We start from the raw sequence: 20,232 nt of genomic DNA, 5'->3' as shown, positions 1-20,232 counted from the left end.
GGATCGACTCGCCGTGATCTAACCGGGCGCGGGACTCCGTTCCAAACGCGGGCGCTAGGCTTAACCTGATCACCCGCCGAGGCCGGACGCCGTGGCCGGACGCCGTGGCCGGACGCCGGGGTGTGGCGGTACCCCGGCGAAGCCGGTTTTCTCCAAGAACCTCATCGACAGACGCTCGGATCACCGGGCGACTGTCCCGTAGGCCGCCCGCGCGGCCCTGAAAGCTGCGCCATGAGTGCCACCAATCCCCGCCCGACTGCGATCGAACTCGAGGTCGTGAAGTCCGAACCGCTGCGGTCGTTCCTGAGGCTACTGCGGCCCTACCGCATCCGGCTGTGGTTCGCCGCGCTTGCCTTTCTTATCAAGGACTCTCCGATGTGGGTGCTTCCGCCGCTCACTGCGGCGATCATCGATCTCGTCGTGCGCCGCGGATCGCTGGATTCCCTGTGGGTCTTCGCGGCATTCATCATTGCGTTACTGGCGCTCAACTATCCGTTCCACATGATCTTCGTGCGTGGTTCCAGCCTTGCCACCCGATCGATGGCCGCCGACCAGCGCAATGCACTTACCGAACAGATGCAGCGCCTCTCCATTGGCTTTCACAACCGCCACAGCGCCTCGATCGTGCAAAGCAAAGTCGTACGCGACGTCGAAAATCTTGAACTAATGATGCAACAAGCCTTACCAACCGTACTGTCGACCGTGTTCACCCTGGCCGGCGCCGTAATCGTCACAGCGATCTCAGTTCCCGCCTTCGTCGGGGTGTTCGCCGTGACCGTGCCCGTGGCGGCCATACTCGTACGCTGGATCCGCTCCCGAGCGGCCATCCGCAACGAGACCTTCCGCCACGAGGTCGAACGATTCTCGACCGGCATCGGCGAAATGGCCGCCCTCATCCCGATCACCCGCGGCCACGGGCTCGAGGCCGTCGCCGCCGAACGGGTCGCCGGGCAGGCCGAGAGCGTGAGCATCGCCGGGCAACAGCTCGACACCCTCAACGGCCGGTTTGGAGCCTTTTCTTGGGTCTCTTACCAGGTACTCGGGGTCGCGTGCCTGGTCGGAGCCGCCGCGGCGTCAATAACCCAGGTCATCTCCATCACGCCGGGACAGGTCGTACTGCTCAGCACGTACTTCACCATCCTGACCGGTGGAATCGTTGCCCTCCTCAATGTGGCTCCGGTGCTCACTCGCGGGCTCGAATCAATGCGTTCCATCGCCGAGGTCATGCAGGACCCTGACGTCGAAGTCAACGAGGGCCGTACCCGCGTCGACAAGGTTGAGGGCACGATCAAGCTCGACCACGTGAGCTTCAGCTATCCCGGTGGCCGGCCTGCGCTCACCGATATCTCCCTGTCTATCCGGGCCGGCGAGACAATCGCGCTCGTCGGACCCTCGGGCTCGGGAAAGTCGACGCTGCTTAATCTCATCCTCGGGTTCGTGCGGGCCGGAAGCGGACAGGTGCTGCTGGACGGCGTCGACATGAACAGCCTCGACATGCGCAGTGCACGCTCGTTCGTTTCAGTCGTGCCGCAGGAGTCGGTGTTGTTCGAGGGCAGCATCCGCGACAATGTCGCCTATGGGCTCACGGGCATCACCGACGACGGCATCCTCAAAGCCCTGCGCGGCGCGAATGCTCTCGATTTCCTGAACCTCGGCCCAACGGGAGCGAATGTTACGGACGCCGTGGGCGGGTCGTCGAACCAAGAATCCCCGCATCCGCCCACCGGAATTATCCATGGTCTCGGGCTTGTGACCGGGCGCATCACCGTCCCGATGCCCACCGGCCTCGATCGGATCATCGGCGACCGCGGCTCCGGACTCTCCGGCGGCCAGCGCCAACGGTTGGCGATCGCTCGCGCCCTCGTCCGCGATCCGCGCATCCTCATTCTGGACGAGCCGACGAGCGCCCTGGATGCCGATTCCGAAACAATGGTCAAGGACGCCCTCGCCACTCTCTTCCGCGACCGCACGACCATCATCGCTGCCCACCGACTGTCGACCATCCGCACGGCCGATCGGATTGCGTACCTCGAGAACGGTCGCATCGTCGAACTTGGAACCCACGACGAGCTCATGAACCTCGGCAACCGGTACGCCCACATCGTCTCGCGTCAGACGACCTGAGAACGTATCCCCGTCCGTTTGGGACGAGTGCGTGGCGGCGGGTCAGGTCGGCGGGCTGATCTCGCCTGAACCGCGGTGAATGAGGCGGGTCGGAATTTCGATCTGCCGGATGAAGCTGGTCGGGTCCTCGAGACGGTCGAGTGCGAGACGCGCGGCCGCTCTCCCGATCTCCCTGGTGTCGTAGGCGACGACGGTGATGTCCAGCGCATCGGCAAGGTCAAAATCGTCAAAACCAATGAACGCGACCCGCGGCTCTCGACCGCGGAGCACGCGAAGCGCTCCCGAGCTTGCCCGGTTATTCCCCGTCACAAGCGCAGTGGGCGGGTCGGCCTGATCAAACAAACTCGCGACGGCACTCTCTGCAGATACGGCCGGGTCGTCGTTGCACCTTTCGTATCGCGCGTTGTCGGCGATCCCGGCTTCGGCAAGGGCTTCACGATAGCCCGCGAGCCGCTCGCGCAAGGTGTAGATGGCGGAGGGGTTGCTCACGAATCCGATCTTTCGGTGACCGAGCTTAATGAGGGAACGCACGGCTTCCCGCATTCCCTCTCGGTTCTGGAGCACGACGGAGTCGGCCAGCAGATTGCTGGCAGGTCGGTCGACACTCACGATCGGGGTGCCCAGTTGGCGTTCCCCATCGAGGTAGGACTGGTCAGCCGCGATCGGAATCAGCAGAAGCGCACGCACGCGCTGGGCGAGCAGGGAATCAACGACACCCTCCTCACTCTCGGCCGAGTCATCTGTCGAAGAGAGCACCATAGTTAACCCGTTGTCGGCCAGTTCGCGCTCAATCCCGGCCGCAACGTGGAAATAAAACGGGTTTGTGATGTCGCCGATCACGAAGGCTACCGTGTTGGACACCCCACCGTGGCGGAGACTGCGCGCGAGGACATTCGGCCGGAACCGCAATCGCTTCGCCGCGCTCAACACCCGCTCCCGGGTGACCGCACTCACGATGCCGTCTCCGGAGAAAACCCGCGACACTGTCTTCGAACTCACATCGGCCAACCGGGCAACATCGGCCAGGGTCGCTCTCGCTTGCGTCGTCATACTATCTCCCCAGTCGGCCACGAGTAGTCTAGCAAGTGCTCTATGTCAAGGTGAGACACAGGCCTCGGAACCTACGTGAACGCAAGCGGCTCTTAAGCCACATTTTACGAGAGATATCATGCCCGGATTTCCGCCAATGCTACACTCGAAAAACCAGAGACAGCGTTGACATTTCGAGGTTGGTTGCTGTCCCTCACCAACAAGTCTGGAGTCACCGCTCAATGTCCGCCACCGCACAGACCATCGCCGCTCCGATTCTCCGCCATCCGTTTCGCCGCCCCCTCGGCGTCGATTGGACCGTGACTGCCCAGGGCGGGCCGGTGCCCCCGAACATTGGCCTACGTGCGATCCCGGCGACCGTTCCGGGATCGGTGCACACCGACCTCCTTGCGGCCGGGCTCATCCCCGACCCCTACCTCGACGGCAACGAAAAACTGCTCGGCTGGATCGGCCTCACCGATTGGCGTTACACGACCACCTTCGTTTGGCAGCCGGGCTCCACGACCCAGTCCGAGATCGTGTTCGACGGCCTCGACACGATCGCGTCCATCTTTGTCAACGGAAACCGGGTCGGAACCACCCGCAACATGCACCGCAGCTACCGGTTCAACCTGCGCCCGTACGTCAGGGCAGGGCTCAACGAAATCGACGTGTTCTTCGCGTCGCCGATCCGGGCCGCCGACGCAGCGAGCCTCCAGCTCGGATACCGTCCGCACGTTAACCACCACCCCTACAATGCAATCCGCAAGATGGCGTGCAGCTTCGGCTGGGACTGGGGAATCGACACCTCGACCTCGGGGATCTGGCGCCCAGTCTCCCTCGAAGAATGGTCGACTGCCCGGATCGAGAGCATTCGGCCGATCGCGACCGTCGACACGGTCGATCCAGCGGATACCGTAGCCGGCACCGTCCGCGCAGCCGGCACAGTCGCCGTGAACGTCGAGGTTGCACGGGCGAGCGATGTCCGGCTCCTCATTACGGCATCCGTCGACGGCATGTCGGGCACCGCAATCCTCGAGGCCGGCGACACCACTGCCCTCGTGACCCTGCACGTCACGGACGTGGCTCTGTGGTGGCCGCGCGGCTACGGCGAACAACCGCTCTACGACGTCGACGTCACCCTCAACACCCATCACGGCGATGATGACGGATACGACGAGGTGATCGAGCTCGACGCTGCGACGAAGCGCGTGGGATTCCGCACGGTGGCGTTTGAGACGACCCCCGATACCACGGGCACCCCGTTCACGATCGTCGTCAACGGGCAGCCCATTTTCGTGCGCGGCGCGAACTGGATCCCCGACGACGCCTTTCCGCACCGCGTCGACCGGACCCGTTACCTCGCCAGGATCGAACAGGCCGAGTTCGCGAACCTGAACCTGCTGCGAGTCTGGGGCGGCGGAATCTTCGAGGCTGACGACTTCTACGAGCTGTGCGACGAGCGCGGCATGCTGACCTGGCAGGACTTCCTGCTCGCCTGCGCTGCCTATGCGGAAGAGGAGCCGTTCTTCAGCGAAATGGAGGCGGAGGCGCGCGACAACGTCGCGAGGCTCGCCGCGCATCCCTCGCTCGTCGTGTTCAACGGGAATAATGAGAACCTCTGGGGCCACGAAGAGTGGAACTGGAAGAAACGCCTCGACGGTAAAACCTGGGGCGAGACGTACTACTACGAGCTGTTCCCGGCGATCGTCGCCGAGCTAGCCCCCCACGTGGGTTACACGCCAGGTAGCCCCTTTTCCCCCGGTGACGCCGACGGTCTCGGCCGCTCCGGTGCCCACTCCCCGAACGACCCCGATCTCGGCACCATGCATATCTGGGACCTCTGGAACCTGCGCGACTACCCCGACTACCGCGCGTACACCCCGCGGTTCGTCTCCGAGTTCGGCTGGCAGGGCCCGCCGACCTGGTCGACGATGACCGAGTCGATCAGCGACGCGCCGCTCACCCCCGAGTCCCCCGGCATGCTCGTGCACCAGAAGGCAATGGACGGCAACGTCAAGCTCACCGATGGCCTCCTCGCGCACTTTCCGCTGCCGGAGGACATCGACGATTGGCACTGGGCGATGTCGCTCAACCAGGCGCTTGCGGTCCAGACGGCGATCGAGTACTTCCGGTCGCTGCAGCCGCACTGTATGGGCTCCATCGTCTGGCAGCTCAATGACTGCTGGCCGGTGACAAGCTGGGCCGCCGTCGACGGGTACGGGCGGGCCAAACCGCTGCTCTATGCGCTCCGCCACGCCTACACCGACCGGCTCGTAACCGTGCAGCCGCAGCGCTCCAGCGCGGACGTCGACGGTCTTACGGACCGCAGCGTCGACGGGGGTATGGGCCTTTCGACCGTCCTCGTCAACGACTCGAGCGAGCCCTGGTCGGGCGAGCTCAGGGTGCGTCGACTCACGTACGCGGGGATCCTGCTGGCCGAACACACCGAACAGATCACCCTGCCCCCGCGGTCCACAGTGTCCGTGCCGCTACCAGCATCCATTTCCGCGGCGACGGATGCGGCGGCGGAGCTCATCCGCGCCGACCTCGGCGGAGTGCGCGGCCACTGGTTCTTCGCGGAGGCCCGCGACACCCGGCTCGACGCGCCTGCGCTCGGGACTGCCCTCGAGCAGGTCCCCGGCGGGTACCAGCTCACCGTCACCGCGGCAAGCCTCACCCGCGACCTCGCACTTCTCGTCGACAAGGTCGACCCGGCCGGAACGGTCGACGACATGCTCGTAACCCTCCTTCCAGGCGAGAGTGTCGTGTTCGCCGTCACGTCGACTCTCGATCTCGACATCGCAGGGCTCTCAGCTCCGGCCGTGCTCCGCAGCGCGAACCAGCTGGTTCTGCCGTGACTGGTAACGAGGGCGGAATGGGCGTTCCCGGGGCCGCGCCCGCAGCTGCCGGGCGCTCTCCGGCATCCGCTCTCACCGGACCCATCTGCGGAATGACCTGGGGCTGGACCGGCGTGCGCGGCACCTGGGCGACCCCTGAAGCGCGCTCGTCGATGCGGCTCATGAGCGAGCATGGCATCAACTGGACGGCGATCGCCTATGCGGCCATACAGCAGAATGCCCAATCGACGCACATCTCGTACGACGAAGAACCAACCGTGACCGAGCCGGAAATTCGCGAGGCGATCCGGGAGGCGAAGGCACTCAACCTCAAGGTGTGCCTCAAGCCCGTCGTCAACTGCGCCGACGGCACCTGGCGGGCGTTCATCGGCTTCTTCGACTGGGACGTTCCCGGTGAACCCACCTGGACCGAGTGGTTCGAGTCCTACACGGCGTTCATCCTGCACGCTGCTGTGATCGCCGAGGAGGAAGGCTGTGACCTCTTCTGCATCGGCTGCGAGATGGTGCGCGCCGACGGGCAGGTACGGCACTGGCGTGACCTCATCGCCCGGGTGCGCTCGGTATATTCGGGGCTCGTGACCTACAACTGCGACAAATACCAGGAAGACCGCGTCACGTGGTGGGATGCCGTGGACGTGATCGGGTCGAGTGGATACTACCCGATCGGAACGTTCCCGGCCGAGCTCGACCGGATCGAGCGCGTCGTGGAAAAGTTCGACAAGCCATTCATCTTTCTCGAGGCGGGATGCCCAAGCCGCACCGGATCACCGGACAAGCCCAACGACTGGGCGCTGCCGGGCACGCCCTCCGGCGCCGAGCAGCTGCGCTACTACGAGCACATCTTCAACGCTACGGCCAGCCGCGACTGGATGATCGGTTTCATGTTCTGGGATTGGCCGGCCGTCCTGTACCCGGTCGCATCCGCGCCGGATAACGATGACTACTGTGTGTACGGCAAACCCGCCGGGACGTTCCTCACCCACCGATACAAAACTCTCCAAGGACACCGCACCACATGAATTACGCATCCCGTCACCTCGCCATCGATGCCGGACAGACCGGCATCCGTGCCGTGCTGCAGAGCGGTGAGACCCGCCAGGAGACGTTTGACTTCGACGGCATCCGCACCGACCGGGACCTGATCCCGCAACTGGCTGACGTCTTAGCCCAGGTAGCCGGTGCCGCCGACGTCACCATCGGCATCGTGAGCGCTGGCATTTCCGGCTTCACCCAATCAGACGCCGACGCCGCGGAACTGCGTCGGCTCGGCCGCGAAATCGGGGTGCGGGAGGTATTCCTCGCCCATGACTCGGTTACCTCCTACCTCGGGTCCCTCGGCAACACCCTCGGCGCTGTGATCGCAGTCGGCACCGGCGTCGTTACCCTCGCGGTCGGCGCCCACAACGTGGCCAGAATCGACGGCTGGGGCTACCTGATCGCGGACGCGGGCAGCGGCTACTGGATCGGCCGCGCCGCCCTCGACGCCGTCATGCGCAACTATGACGGACGAGGCCCGGCGACGGCACTCACCGCGGCCGTCCGCGCGGAATTCCCAAACCTGGAGACCCTTTACCTAGAGCTGCAGGGCGACCCACTACGGGTCAGCCGTATCGCGTCCTGGTCGCGCGCGGTCACCGGACTTGCCCCAACGGATGCCGTCGCGGCGGAAATCTGCGACGCCACCGCCGCCGAGCTAGTGCACTCGGTGCGCACGGGACTCCAGCGCGTCGGACAGGCCGATGGTGCCGCACCGGTCGTCGGCGGACTCGGCGGGGTGCTGCGCGCGCCCGAGATCGCGAGTCGCTTCGAACGGGACCTGCGCGCGTTCTGGCCCGCAGTCGACCTGCGCTTCCCGACCGCGAACGGCCTCGACGGCGCCGCCCTGCTGCCCCACCTCGGCGCGGAGAGTGCGTTGCGCGGCCTTGTCGCGATCGCACGCGACTGATACGCGCGAGTTATCAAGAAAGAAATCTGAGTCGCCGGAAGCACGCAGCCCCATAACGAGATCGCGAAAGGCTTCGGGATCTCCAAACCCTGCCTGGCGAACTGGCTAAAGAAAGCCCACCTCGAAGAAGGCGTTAGCCCGGCGTGACCGATGAGGAATCGGCGGAGCTGTGTTCCGGCAGCAACCAGCCAGCTCTTCAGACCTCGGCTCGGAGGTAGGCGTACACGGTTTCGCGGCTGATCCCAAAGTCTCGAGCGAGAGCGGCCTTCGGCACGCCAGCAGCAGCCTTCTCGCGCAGCTCGGCGGCCCGGAGCGCGTCAAGTGACGGGGTGCGGCCACGGTACACGCCGCGCTTCTTCGCCAGGGCAATACCCTCTCGCTGACGTTCACGGATCAGAGACCGCTCGAACTCAGCAAAGGCCCCCATCACATTGAGGAGCAAGTTTGCCATCGCATTGTCCTCCCCGGTAAAGGAGAGCTGCTCTTTCACGAACTCGACCCGGACCTTCTTCGCCGTGAGCTGGCGCACGATCGAGCGGAGATCCTCCAAATTGCGGGCAAGGCGGTCCATCGAGTGAACGAGAACAGTATCGCCATCCCGGACGAACTTGATCAGCTCCTCCAACTCAGGCCGGTTTAGATCTTTCCCCGACGCCTTGTCCTCGAACACCCGGTCGACGTCAACGCCATCCAGTTGGCGGACGGTGTTCTGATCGAGGGTACTGACTCGCACGTATCCAACTCGTTGACCCGTCATGAAGCCTCCGGCCCTTTCTGTCAGGTTGAACTCTAAGACCCGGCAGTGAGGGCTGTCAACTAACAGGAATCGGACCCTATTCGGACGAAACTGCGTACCTGCACCTGACGTCTAGTTGGGGTGTACTCCACATTGGCGTCTTCGCTGGACGCCCAATGAAGTGTGGCTTTCATCGGTTTGTGGCGGCATTCTTTGATCGCTTTCTGGCGTATCGAATAGATTGCCTGCGCCAGTTCAGAGCGGGGTCAGTGTCTCGTATCCGACAGGCGATTTCAAACGGTGGAAGCAACAGGGGCTATTTCCTTCCTTGAGACTAGCTCGCTGAGCAGGTCAGCTGGGGTGCTGCGTTTGAGGGTTTTGCGGGGCCGCTCGTTGAGTTCAGTGGCGACTTCGAGGAGGCGTTGAGCGCTGTGGGCGTTCAGGTCGGTTCCTTTGGGGAAGTACTGACGCAGTAGGCCGTTGGTGTTCTCGTTCGAGCCGCGTTGCCAGGGCGAGGCGGGATCGCAGAAGTAGATCGGAACGCCGGTGGCTTTGGTGATGTCCACGTGCCGGGCCAGCTCGGTTCCCTGATCCCACGTCAACGAGCGCCGCAACAGCACGGGCAGGGCGTCCAGGGCGTCGATGAGGCCGTCGTGGACTGCAGCGGAGCTGTGGCCGTTGGGCAGGTGCACCAAGACGACAAACCGAGTCGTGCGTTCAACGAGAGTCGCGATCGCCGATCCTGACGCAGATCCGACGATCAGGTCGCCCTCCCAATGGCCGGCGACCTTCCGGTCGTTGGCCTCTTTGGGGCGTTCGCTCAGCATCACCTTGTCGCGAATCTTGCCCGGCGCGTTCAGATGTTTTCCCCGTGGTTTCCTGGCTGATCGGCCCCGTCGCAGGTGCCGGTGCAGTCGCACTCCGACGTAACCGCGGCTCTGGACATAGAGGCTTTGATAGATCGACTCGTGCGAAACCTGCAGCTCAGCCTGGCCGGCGAATACGACCGCGAGGTCGTCACTGCTGCTGCGGGCTCCAGTTCTTCCGCAACCGCTCCTCGACGGCGGCGGCAAGCAGCCGGTCGTCGAGCTTGCTCGGCTTGGGCCGGGCCACTCTGATCACGCACCGTTTCTGAGCGGCATAGGGCCGGTAGCTGCGCGTAATCGGGTGGGCATTACGACGCAGCTCCCGGCTGATCGTCGACGCGGAGCGCCCCAAATCCCGGGCAATCGCGCGAACACCGGCCCCGCCCAGCCGCAGATCCGCGATGCGTAGACGCTCCTCTTGACCCATATAGCGCCCCGAAGAGGCCACGGCTGGAACGGGTATTCGCCCGCCAGCGGCCTTGATCCACCGGTATCCCTGTCTGCGATTCACTCCCACAGACTCACACGCGGCCGCCGCCGACATCCCCTCGCGAACCCGAACCCAGAACAAGTTCTCGCGCTCTTTCAACACAACTCTCGACGCCATCAACAACACCTCACTCATACGGTGGCCATGCCCTCCCGGGTGCGGGCGCGGATGAGGTCGGATTTGTTCATCCAAGGGAAGTAGTTTGACAAGTTATCGGTAGTTTATCAATTTGGGATAAGGTGCTGATAACTTGTTAAGGAGAACCATGGACAGGGCACGAAACCCGTACACGCCGAACGCGGGCGCGCCTCCGCGTTTCCTCGCCGGACGTGCCCAAGAGATAGAAGATTTCCGGGTGCTCCTTCGGCGTCTGGCTAATGGATATACCGAGCAATCAGTGATTGTTACTGGTCTGCGCGGGGTGGGGAAGACGGTGCTGCTGGGGCAATACGAGCGCATTGCCGAGGATGAGAACTGGGTCCCCGTGGTGGCTGAAGTGTCGAAGAACACCCCCTTCGGACCCCAAATCGCCAACCTGTCCCGGCGCGCGCTTTTTCAGGTGTCGCCCAAGGCGCGGTGGGGGGAGAGAGCTGCCCAGGCGGCCGCCGTGATCAAATCCTTCTCCTTGAGCGTGCAAGCAGACGGCGCCATGACAGCGGGCCTTGATGTGGAGCCCGCTTGGGGGACCGCCGATACCGGATCGCTCAACGATGACCTCGCCGACGTCTTCCAAGCCATCGGGGAAGCGGCGGCGGAGAAGAAGCGGGGCGTCGTCTTCCTCTTTGACGAGATCCAATTCCTGGCCAAAGCAGAGTTAGAAGCGTTGATTGGGGCTGTGCATCGTACCGTGCAGCGACAACTTCCAGTCACCTTCGCCGGTGCTGGCCTACCAGGGCTTCCCGGGCTTGCGGGAAATGCGAAATCTTACGCTGAGCGATTCTTCAAATTTTCGTCGATTGGCCAGCTGCCGCGCGAGGCGGCCGTGCAGGCCATCGTTGAGCCGGCCAAGGGGGAGGGCGTCACCTACCAGCCGGAAGCAATCGATTTCATCCTCGCGTATACGGAGGGATACCCGTACTTCATTCAGGAGTTCGGCCGTGCAGCCTGGAACACCGCTGACGGGCCAGTGATTACCCTCGTCGACGCAGAAGACGCGTTGAGCCAAGTCGGATCAGAGCTCGACGGTAGTTTCTTCCAAGCGAGGGTGCAACGAACTACTCCGGACGAGCTGACGTACTTGCGGGCAATGGCCGAACTCGGCGGCGCTGAACACAAAGCCGCCGACGTTGCGGCGGTCCTCCACAAGACCTCTGAGCAGCTCGGCCCGATACGATCCCGACTGATTGCCAAAGGGCTGTTGTATACGTCTCGCTTCGGGTACGCGAAGTTCACGGTTCCACAATTCGACCGGTTCATGCGCCGGCACATGACACTCGACAGTGAACCAACTGCCTAACCCCACACACCGCCACTGGGTGGCGAGCGGTTCGCCGACGCCGGTACGCACAGGAGGGCGCCGGCCGAAGCCGACACCCTCCTCGGGGTGAATCTGGTGAAACTGGTGCGAATGCTACTTGGCGGCGGCCTTCAGCTTGCTGCCGGCGGTCAGCTTGACGCGGTGACCGGCGGCGATGGCGATTTCCTCGCCCGTCTGCGGGTTGCGGCCGGTGCGCGCCGCGGTCGCGGTGCGCTCGACGCCGAGCCAGCCCGGGATGGTGACCTTGCCGTCGCTCGCGACGGTTTCGGCGAGCGCGGCAAAGAACGCGTTGAGCACGCTGTCGACGGCGACCTGGCTCTGGCCAGAGTCTGCGGCAACCTTGGCAACGAGCTCGGTCTTGTTCAGCGACTTGTCAGCCATTGAGTGTCCTCCTCGGACCTTCGCCTGTAAAAAACAGGTACACGGGTGATGCGGGCAATGCGGGCGGTGCCAGAGGCCGCATCCGTTGGTCGGTTGGACCGCGTTGAATCTAACAGAGGTTCGGGAACTTCCGCGTATTTCCGGCGTTTTCCGGCGTCTTGGACGGTTTTTGGGCTGCACATTCTCATTTGAGTATCCCGGCGGTCGGGTCGGGGAGGGTGCGCTGAGGTCACGGTGGGGGCAGACTGGGCGGCATGAGCGCAGAGAGCGGGGGAGCGATGAGTCCGAGCGAGTTCGAGGCGGCGCTGGCTTTGGCTACTGCGGGGCAGTTCCTCGCTGGCAGTGGGGCTCACGCCGATAGTGGGGCTCGCGATGTGATCACGGGAGGAACTGACCGGCAAGGCAGACATCACTCGCGACGACGCCGCGAACGCTTAGGACAGCGCGGGGCGCCGCGAGTCGTTCGCGGCCGACATGGAAAAGGTGGGTGTCGACCCCCAGCTGCAGAAGGTTCGCCTGGTTGCCGATCGAGAGAACGGTACCCACGCCAGCGTGGCCGTGGCGACCAAGCCAGGCAAGCAAGCCAAGGGCCGCAACCGTTCTCAGGGTCCCGGCTTGCAACGGGAACGCGGCGGACACAGCCGCTAGCTGTACTGAGCCGACAGGTTGGTGACAGTCGGTAAGGCGCTGCCGGATACCAGCCACGCGCCGACGTGCCTCTGCGCTGCGTTCTCACTAGCGTGCGGCGCAATTGCGGGGCAATCGCGGCTCCAACGGTCGCGGATATTTTAGTCGTCATAGGCGCGTGCGCTGTGGCAGGCACATTGTTCGACAATGCTCTCCCGAAAGGAATCAAGCGATGAGCGAGGAAAGCAAAAGCAGAGAGCCGAAACCAAGAAGATACAAGTGGCGTTACGGGCCTCTCCGTATCGTTATGCCTTGGCTATGCATTGCCGTGGGGATCCTTCTGGTGATCAAGGGTGCCCTCGCCCTGGTTACGAACGGCGGCGACCCTCTCTTCTTAATTTTGGGTTCTGCCCTCGTTGTGCTCGGGATCGTCGCGTTCTTCGTCTACCGCTGGATGGCGAGGAGGGGACTCTGAGCCCTAAGCCTCGGTCCACCGGTCGGCTTGGGTGAGTGGGGTGTTCAGGCGGGCCTCACGGCCGGCGAGAACAGGGTCTGGCGGCTCTGCTCTCAGCAACGACTCTGGAGCGTGTTCGCGAAGAAACGCGGCCTCACCCGTAAGGCCGGCCCGCCCGTCCACGACGATCTCGTCGAGCGGAAATTCACCGCGACACGCCCGAACCAGCTCTGGCTCACCGACATCACCGAGCACCGCACCGATGAAGGCAAAATCTACCTCTGCGCGATCAAGGACGTGTGGTCGAACAAGATCGTCGGCTACTCCATCGACTCGAGGATGAAGGCGTCCCTGGCCGTCGCCGCGGCCCGGAACGCGATCAGTCAGCGCACCATCAACGACACGATTCTGCACTCGGACCGAGGCTCCCAATTCCGCTCCAACGCTTTCCTGCGGGTGCTGAAGAACAACGGCATCACCGGGTCTATGGGGCGCGTCGGTGCCTGCGGCGACAACGCCGCGATGGAGTCCTTTTTCGCCCTGCTGCAGAAGAACGTTCTTGACCGGCAGCGGTGGTCGACCCGGGAGGAACTGCGTCTGGCGATGGTGCTCTGGATCGAGCGGACCTACCACCGCAAGCGCCGGCAACGCCGCCTCGGTAAGCTCACCCCGATCGAGTTTGAGACAATAAACGTGGCCCTCAAGGCCGCCTGAAACCACTAACCCTTTGAGTCAACTGAACTCGGGGCAGTCACGTCTGGACAATGACTGGACTGACCGAGTACGAGCATCTCCACTCCTACGCGCCGGGCTGCTCGCCCAGGCACCTGCCCGCGTGTGGCTATGCAGTGTCGCAATGTGCGTCGAGATCCGAGCCGTCCCAGTCCAAGATTGCGTTCCGAGCGCCGAGAATATGAGCGCGCATCGTTGCTTGGGCCCAGACGGCGTCGTGTGTCCGCAACGCCGTGAGGATGTCGCGGTGATGGTGATTGCTGCTTGCCCGAAAACGCCCGCCATCGCGGCGAAAAACCTGCGCCATCATCGGGATACGGCCAACAGAATCGGTCAGATGGATCAGCTGTTGGTTCCCCGATGCCGCCACGATGGCGTGGTGAAATTCGGCGTTGAGCTCGCCGAGCCGGGTAACCCCTTCGTCGTCAGTAGCGAGTACGAATTCGTCCATTGACACGATGAGATCAGCAAGTTGTCCGAGAATTGCATCGCCGATCCGGGTGGCAGCCAAACCGGCAGCTCTGCTCTCCAGGCCTGCGCGTAGATAATACGTCTCCCGCACCTGTTCCTGAGTCCATGAGACGACCGTCGCCCCGCGATTGGGTGTGAAGTCAACGAGACCGGCTTCGTCCAGGCGACGCAAGGCCTCGCGGACCGGGGTCCGGCTCAGACCCAATTCTTCGGCCAAGGATTGCTCCCGGAGCACCGCTCGGGCGGGAATCTCACCCGACAGTATGCGGCGTCGGAGATAAACGAACGCGGCCTGTCCGCCTGTAATTGGCTCCGCACCGCGTGTGACTTCGATTGTCTGCGCTGGCACCATAGCGTATCCATTTCTCACTCGCTTGCGCGCCAACAATCTGAACACGCACGATCCTTTCGGGTGAGCCGATTATTGCCCACTAGCCCCGCGGAGGCAACTACGGCCGAGCAAACGAAAGCGGGCGTGTCTCCCTAAGTATCGACACAGATTCTGCTTGCTACACAGAAGCGGGACGCGGGGAGTCGCCGAGCCTCGCGTGGCGCGCGTCCTCGTAAATGCGGACAGACAGGATACTTCCCTGCCTCGTATCGTCGAGAACTAGGGCTGCGATGCCGTTCTACTGATCGAGGAGCAACGTGAGGAAGATCGGGATTCTCAGCACGGTCGGAGGATTGGCGCCTGGCTTAGGGGTGGTTTTGAACGGCAAGGTCGTTTCCATGCCCGGCGGAGAACACGATCCCGTCGGTATGAGGCGCGTGTCTTATGGTGGCGGATCGTTCGTTACTACAGGCCAAGTGGCGGAAGCTTTGGTGAGCCTGATCGCGGCGCTGGCTGACGGCCATCGGACCCAGACCATCGAGATCCCTGCCGTGAGCGACGAGGGGAACTTGATACTCGTGGTTCTGATCGTGGGCCCTTTCAGCGGGATACTCAGTTGCCCGGAATATTCTCCGTGGCCAGCACCTGACTTCTCGGATACCGTCCAGCACCTGCACTACTTGGCGGGATTGGTGTCGAATGTTCCGTTTTCTGGTTTTTCGGACACGGTAGCGATCCTGGACTACGACTGGAACGAGAACTTCGACCTCGACTTCGACTAGCCTCCTCGACAGCCCCCATGCAGACTGCGTGCTGGACATCTTTCAGGCGTGCTTTTGCTCCGCTAGCCTTACTTTCCTCCGTCGGACGGCACAGCTCGATGAGTCAAACCCGGAATTGAATAGGCGACAGCGAGGATAGCGCTCAGAAGGAGGCTCCCCGCACCTCGCCAAAAGACGTTAACGCCAGGCCGCGGGTATCAAAGGAAGAAACGTCCGCGCTGGGCGCGAGTACCTAACCGTTCAGCACCGTCATTTTGCAGTGGTTTCGGTGTTGGTTTTGGTCGGTAGGCTGGGCCTGATACTAAGGGGTTTCTGTGCAGGTGGGTGCTCGTGAACGTGGGGGTCGCCTGATCGGCGGGTTGAGGTCTGGGCGCTGGTTGATGCGGGTCGTCAGCGCTTTAGTAATCGTGTATTTCATTGGTTTGCTGCTGCACGGGGACGGGGCGAATCCGTTCGTTGATGTGTGGTTGAGCGGGTTGACACAGTGGGTGCCCGTGGTCGTGTTTTTCGCGGCTGCCTGGCGGACACATTTCGCACGCTGGGACGTGCTGCTGGCGGCAGCGGCGGTGACCGTGTCCGCGTTCGCGGATACCTACTATTCCCTGTCCGTAGATGACAGCGGCTATTTGGTGTTTCCCTCTGTGGCGGATATCGGGTATCTCTTGTTTTACCCGCTGATGCTTGCCGCCGTGATTGTGCTGGTTCGGCGGCAGGTGCGGGGTTTCTCCTGGTCTGTGCTGCTCGATAGCGCGGTCGGGTCTTTGGGCTCGGCAGCGGCCCTGGCCGCCATTCTCAGCCCCGTCCTGGATGACGCGATCAAGAGTCCCACCCCTGTTGTGACAGTGGTTGCGGTGGCATACCCGTTTTTTGACTTGTTGCTGGTCGCAGTGATCACCGGCATAGCCGCTTCCCCGACCTTGGACATTGGGCCACGGTGGCTGTTCCTCATCCTTGGTTTGGGCATGCTGACCGTCGCCGATGTCGCATACGTGCTGCTCGAAAACGCCGATCAATACAGCGCCGGAAACCCGTTGGACGCGGTTTGGGCGCTCGGCCTGGCCCTGATGGCTCTGTGGGTCGATGGTTCGGGGAGGGATACGGGCGCCTATCGCCGGAGGAACAGGGAAACGCCCGCGTTGAGTGTGCCGGCTGGCGCCGTCGTGGCCGGGCTGGGTCTTCTTGTCTTGGGCACCCAAATCACAGTGTCGCTCCTTGCGGTTGTCTTAGCCACCGCCACGGTGGGGTTGGCTGCGCTTCCTCTCGCATTTCGACAGCGACTTCTGCGCCGCGAGTCCCTCACTGATGAGCTCACTGGGCTACCCAATCGAAGGGCACTGAAAGCCGAAGCGGAGGCACGATTCACGGTTGGATCGGGCTCGCCCCTGAATCGGCGCCGGAGCGCCTTGATTCTGTTGGATCTGGACCGGTTCAAAGAAGTGAACGACAGCCTGGGCCACGACGCGGGGGGACACGTTGCTGGTTCAAGTCAGCACCCGGTTGTCGCATTCCCTGCGCGCGGGAGATTTCCTGGCCCGACTCGGGGGTGACGAGTTCGCGATCATCCTTCAAGGGTCCGGCGAGGAAGATGCTCTCGCAGTGGCAGGCAAACTTCGTGCCGTTCTTGCGGCCGCGTATACCTTGGAAGGAATCGCCCTACAAACCAGCGCGAGCATGGGGATCGCACTGTTTCCCGATCAAGGCCAAAGTCTCGGTGAGCTTCTTCGGCGAGCTGACATGGCCATGTACGAGGCGAAAACGACACACAGTGGCCACCACATTTTCCAACAAGCCGACGATAGTCATGGAGAGATCCGGTTGCGGACATTGGAAGAATTGCGTGTTGCCTTGCTCCAGGACCAACTTGTCGTGCACTACCAACCCAAGATTAACCTGAAAACGGGGCAGGTGACCGGGGTCGAGGCCCTGGTTCGATGGAACCACCCGACCCGGGGCTTGCTGCTGCCGGAAGAGTTTTTGATCTTGGTCGAGGAATCTGGTCAGATGGCAGTACTGACCCGGATTGTATTGGAGAAAGCGCTTGATCAGGCTCAGCTCTGGCACAGCCAAGGTCAGGCAATGACTGTCGCCGTTAACTTGTCGTCCAGCTCCCTCGTCGACGTTGACCTGCCCGAGCGCATCACCGCCATGATTGACGCCCGCGACCTGACCGCCTTCACGCTGATACTGGAAATCACGGAGGATTTCCTTATGTCTAACCGGGAACGAGCCCGCACGATTTTGACCCGACTCCGCGACAGCGGCATCCAGATCGCTATCGATGACTTCGGTACGGGATACAGCTCTTTGTCCTACCTACGGGACCTTCCGATTGACGAAATCAAACTCGACCAATCCTTCGTCATACCGATGGGCCAAGATCCTCGCGCAGCCGCACTGGTGGCCTCCACGATTGACCTCGCTCACAGCCTCGGCCTGCGCATGGTGGCCGAAGGCGTGGAAAACAGTGCCGCCTACGACGAGCTCGTCCGTTACGGGTGCGATCACGCCCAAGGCTTCTTCATGTCCCGCCCCGTCCCCGCCACTGAACTGGATGGCTGGATCGCCAACATGTGCGTGGACGAAATCGTTGACCTCGTCCGAGTGCATAGTGCTGGCGCGTCGACAACTGGGATATAAATGGATTCCGGATTCCTACACCGGGCGGCGCAAACGAGGCGGACAGATTCGGTCAGGGTGTCCATCGGCCGCTTGGAATTTGCGAAGGGCTTCCGCGGGCGAGGTGCAGGGCAGTCGGAAAGGCGCGCGCGAACGCTGTTGACGCCGGCGGAAAATGTCATGTCGGATTGGCCCGTCGTGGGTGCGGTTCGTGCTTGTCAAACCAAGGGTTCGCGCGGATGAACCAGATCAGGCGGGGCGTATGAGCTGGTTGAAATCAAAACCGCCCATTAGCCAACGTGCGTTCGCGCGCAGCGATTCGATCAGTGGGTCGTCAGCGAGGGTGAGGTCACTGAGCTCCGCCTGAGTAATCGGCAGAACCTGCACTGGGTTCCCGGTGAGTCGTCGGATTTGCTCACTAGATTTGTCGATGAGTTCGACACGACCAGTGACGGCATCGTTCATCGCCCACACAATGAGGATGTCAATGTTAGAGCCATTCGTTGCGGCACCGCGCGCGGAGGGACCGTAGAGAGCTGCGCCAGCAATGTGCATCGTGAAGGTCTTGGACAGAATGTGCGAGATCTGCTCGTCGAGCCGTGCGGGTGTCGCCAGGAGCGTTTTGATTGGTTCCCAAAGGATATGTGCGCGGTCTAAGGAATATTGGTTTGCCAGTCCAACCGGGCGTATGTCCACGAGTCCGATCTCGGTGAGACGGGCGAGGACGCACTGGGTCGTGCGTAAGGTTTTCACCCCGGAGAGTTCATGTATGCGGTGCCCCGAAGCGCTGTCAGCCAGCACCGCGAGGCAGTCAAGCACCCGGATTGTGTTTTCCCCGAGCAGTGCGTATGCAGGGTGAGATAAGTCCATATGTACCCCCAACTGATTACTGACCTATACAAGCATCATTTGAGTGCCACGCCTTGGACTGTGACTCGTGACCGTCATCTACTGGCGCGTAGTCCCAGGAGGTGCTGCTATTCCGGCGTGTTAACGCCAACTGAAAATAGGGCCACCAACCATCATGGAAGGTGATCAAATTGGATGATTGGGCAGAGATTCGCCACCTGCATTCGACGGGGAAGCATGAACCGTTCCGGGTTTCATGCGGTTGCGTCCCGGTGAGTGGTGTGGTTTCCCGCTCTTGAGTGTTGCTTCGTCAACGTGAAGAGCCACCGTGGGATGGTCAGTGAGTATCGATCAAAGAACTCACGAAGGACACCACACGACCCTTCTATGGTTGAAGTCAAGCAGTAAGGGTCGCCAGCGAGCGATAGATGCTTCGGGCGATGAATCGTTTGAGGCAGCGGTGGATCTCTCGCCGGGCCTTGCCTTCGGCGGTTCTTCTGTCAACGTAGCTTTTCGTCGTGGGGTCGGTGATCATGCGGCAGCGGGCGATGATGTGGAGCGCTCGGTTCAGTTGACGGTCGCCGTGGCGGTTGAGGCGATGCCGGGTCGTATTTTCTGATGATGCCGGAATTGGGCTAACGCCAGCCAACGCCGCGAAGGCGGCTTCCGAGCGCACTCTGCCCCGGTGGGAATAAGCGGTCAGGATGATAGCGGCCGTGAACGGTCCGACACCGGGGATGTCCTGGATGCCTGGAGCGAGTTCGTCGACGTGCTTTGACAGGGCCGCGTGATTCGTTTCCAACTCGCGAGTGCGCTGGTGGATCGCGGAGGCGAGCCTGCGGGCTTCAGATCGGGCGACGGCAGCGGCAGTGTCATCGCTGGAGCGATCGCGCCATGCGGCGATGATGTCGACTTGAGTGTTGGTCAGGGGTGCGCGGACGTCGAGGCCCAGGCGGATTATCCGCAGGAGCGCGTTGAGCGCGTTGCGGTCGCTGGTGCGTTGGGAATCGATACTGTGTCTCGCGACGAGCAGAACTCGAAGGGCGCTGCGAAGCCCGTCGGCGCGCGGCAGAATCAGCGCGGTCGCATCGGTGCCAAGCGCGGTGCGGGCGGCAGCCACGGCATCGATTTGGTCGGTTTTGCCGTGACCATCCCGGGCCTGCCGTTTGGGTGGTTTGACCTCGCAGACGCGGATCCCCGCGGTGGTGAGAGCGCGAGTCACGGTGGCTCCGTAGGAGCCGGTGCCCTCGACAGCGGCAAGCTGCTGCCCATCCGAGCGTCGCTCAATCCATGCGATCGCGCGGGCGGTGCCAGCGTCGGTGGTGGGAAATGAAGCGGTGTCAATGACTGCGCCAGCGGAAGATGTCAACCTGTATGAGTCATATTCTCTAGGCGGTCATTGAGTTCGTTCCTGCTTTCTCGGGTTCGTTGATCCAGGTCGTTGTCGGGAACGTTGGTGGC

17 protein-coding genes and 1 pseudogene are annotated in these 20,232 nt (G+C 62.6%); 10 read left to right on the top strand and 8 right to left on the bottom strand.

Annotation, left to right across the window (positions count from 1 at the left end):
• The first annotated feature begins 231 nt into the window (after positions 1–231).
• The gene (locus tag QN350_RS09735; protein ID WP_322136723.1) at positions 232–2,124 is read left to right on the top strand and encodes an ABC transporter ATP-binding protein; all 1,893 of its coding nucleotides are present in this window, start codon (positions 232–234) and stop codon (positions 2,122–2,124) included.
• A 42-nt stretch (positions 2,125–2,166) separates the two neighbouring features.
• Here QN350_RS09735 and QN350_RS09730 read toward each other — a convergent pair whose 3' ends face one another.
• On the bottom strand, positions 2,167–3,174 hold the full coding sequence (locus tag QN350_RS09730) for a LacI family DNA-binding transcriptional regulator (protein ID WP_322136724.1): 1,008 nt from the start codon (positions 3,172–3,174) through the stop codon (positions 2,167–2,169).
• A gap of 221 nt (positions 3,175–3,395) precedes the next feature.
• Here QN350_RS09730 and QN350_RS09725 point away from each other — a divergent pair, with 221 nt between their 5' ends.
• Genes QN350_RS09725 through QN350_RS09715 form a run of 3 tightly spaced genes read left to right on the top strand, consistent with a single transcriptional unit; the run spans position 3,396 to position 7,959 of the window.
• On the top strand, positions 3,396–6,014 hold the full coding sequence (locus QN350_RS09725; protein ID WP_322140450.1) for a glycoside hydrolase family 2 protein: 2,619 nt from the start codon (positions 3,396–3,398) through the stop codon (positions 6,012–6,014).
• On the top strand, positions 6,011–7,033 hold the full coding sequence (locus QN350_RS09720) for a glycoside hydrolase family 113 (protein ID WP_416347729.1): 1,023 nt from the start codon (positions 6,011–6,013) through the stop codon (positions 7,031–7,033). The genes QN350_RS09725 and QN350_RS09720 overlap by 4 nt, the downstream gene beginning before the upstream one ends.
• Positions 7,030–7,959 (top strand): N-acetylglucosamine kinase, encoded by a 930-nt coding sequence (locus QN350_RS09715; protein WP_322136727.1) that lies wholly within the window; start codon positions 7,030–7,032, stop codon positions 7,957–7,959. The genes QN350_RS09720 and QN350_RS09715 overlap by 4 nt, the downstream gene beginning before the upstream one ends.
• A 196-nt stretch (positions 7,960–8,155) precedes the next feature.
• Here the strand turns inward: QN350_RS09715 and QN350_RS09710 are convergent, their stop codons facing one another.
• The 3 genes from QN350_RS09710 to QN350_RS19985 all read right to left on the bottom strand — a co-directional run bounded on the left by QN350_RS09710 (position 8,156) and on the right by QN350_RS19985 (position 10,186).
• Entirely contained in the window at positions 8,156–8,716 is a 561-nt protein-coding gene (locus tag QN350_RS09710) for a recombinase family protein (RefSeq protein WP_322136728.1), read from the bottom strand.
• Positions 8,717–8,988: 272 nt separating this feature from the next.
• Entirely contained in the window at positions 8,989–9,768 is a 780-nt protein-coding gene (locus tag QN350_RS09705; protein ID WP_416172990.1) for an IS30 family transposase, read from the bottom strand.
• Complete coding sequence (locus QN350_RS19985; RefSeq protein WP_416347728.1) at positions 9,713–10,186, bottom strand: transposase; 474 nt, start codon at positions 10,184–10,186, stop codon at positions 9,713–9,715. Before QN350_RS19985 ends, QN350_RS09705 begins: the two co-directional genes overlap by 56 nt.
• Before the next feature lie 130 nt (positions 10,187–10,316).
• Between QN350_RS19985 and QN350_RS09695 the strand changes: the two genes are divergently transcribed.
• Positions 10,317–11,507, top strand: coding sequence for an ATP-binding protein (locus QN350_RS09695; protein ID WP_322137442.1), 1,191 nt, complete (start codon positions 10,317–10,319; stop codon positions 11,505–11,507).
• Positions 11,508–11,621: 114 nt separating this feature from the next.
• Here QN350_RS09695 and QN350_RS09690 read toward each other — a convergent pair whose 3' ends face one another.
• Positions 11,622–11,909, bottom strand: coding sequence for an HU family DNA-binding protein (locus QN350_RS09690; protein ID WP_134448488.1), 288 nt, complete (start codon positions 11,907–11,909; stop codon positions 11,622–11,624).
• Between the two features lie 955 nt (positions 11,910–12,864).
• Here QN350_RS09690 and QN350_RS09685 point away from each other — a divergent pair.
• Positions 12,865–13,011 carry a hypothetical protein gene (locus tag QN350_RS09685; protein ID WP_322137441.1) on the top strand — a complete coding sequence of 49 codons (147 nt, stop codon included), beginning with the start codon at positions 12,865–12,867 and terminating at the stop codon, positions 13,009–13,011.
• Positions 13,012–13,059: 48 nt separating this feature from the next.
• Positions 13,060–13,704, top strand: a pseudogene (locus QN350_RS09680) (IS3 family transposase); the annotation flags it as partial.
• A gap of 127 nt (positions 13,705–13,831) precedes the next feature.
• Here the strand turns inward: QN350_RS09680 and QN350_RS09675 are convergent.
• Positions 13,832–14,545: a GntR family transcriptional regulator gene (locus tag QN350_RS09675; protein WP_322137440.1), complete on the bottom strand. Its 714-nt coding sequence runs from the start codon at positions 14,543–14,545 to the stop codon at positions 13,832–13,834.
• A 296-nt stretch (positions 14,546–14,841) separates the two neighbouring features.
• Between QN350_RS09675 and QN350_RS09670 the strand changes: the two genes are divergently transcribed.
• From QN350_RS09670 to QN350_RS09660, 3 genes are all read left to right on the top strand, one after another.
• A complete protein-coding gene (locus QN350_RS09670) occupies positions 14,842–15,306 on the top strand; it encodes a hypothetical protein (RefSeq protein WP_322137439.1) in 465 nt (154 codons plus the stop codon).
• Positions 15,307–15,713: 407 nt separating this feature from the next.
• Entirely contained in the window at positions 15,714–16,853 is a 1,140-nt protein-coding gene (locus QN350_RS09665; RefSeq protein ID WP_323516266.1) for a diguanylate cyclase, read from the top strand.
• Positions 16,780–17,943 (top strand): bifunctional diguanylate cyclase/phosphodiesterase, encoded by a 1,164-nt coding sequence (locus QN350_RS09660; protein WP_322137437.1) that lies wholly within the window; start codon positions 16,780–16,782, stop codon positions 17,941–17,943. Before QN350_RS09665 ends, QN350_RS09660 begins: the two co-directional genes overlap by 74 nt.
• 228 nt (positions 17,944–18,171) lie before the next feature.
• Here QN350_RS09660 and QN350_RS09655 read toward each other — a convergent pair whose 3' ends face one another.
• A complete protein-coding gene (locus tag QN350_RS09655) occupies positions 18,172–18,741 on the bottom strand; it encodes a nucleotidyltransferase domain-containing protein (RefSeq protein ID WP_322137436.1) in 570 nt (189 codons plus the stop codon).
• Between the two features lie 427 nt (positions 18,742–19,168).
• Positions 19,169–20,140, bottom strand: coding sequence for an IS110 family transposase (locus QN350_RS09650; protein ID WP_323516261.1), 972 nt, complete (start codon positions 20,138–20,140; stop codon positions 19,169–19,171).
• Positions 20,141–20,232: the final 92 nt, after the last annotated feature.

This window comes from Cryobacterium sp. 10I5, from assembly GCF_035019865.1.
GTDB lineage: Bacteria > Actinomycetota > Actinomycetes > Actinomycetales > Microbacteriaceae > Cryobacterium > Cryobacterium breve_A.
Note: the sequence above shows the minus strand (reverse complement) of the source record. Positions and strands in the feature narration are given on the sequence as shown.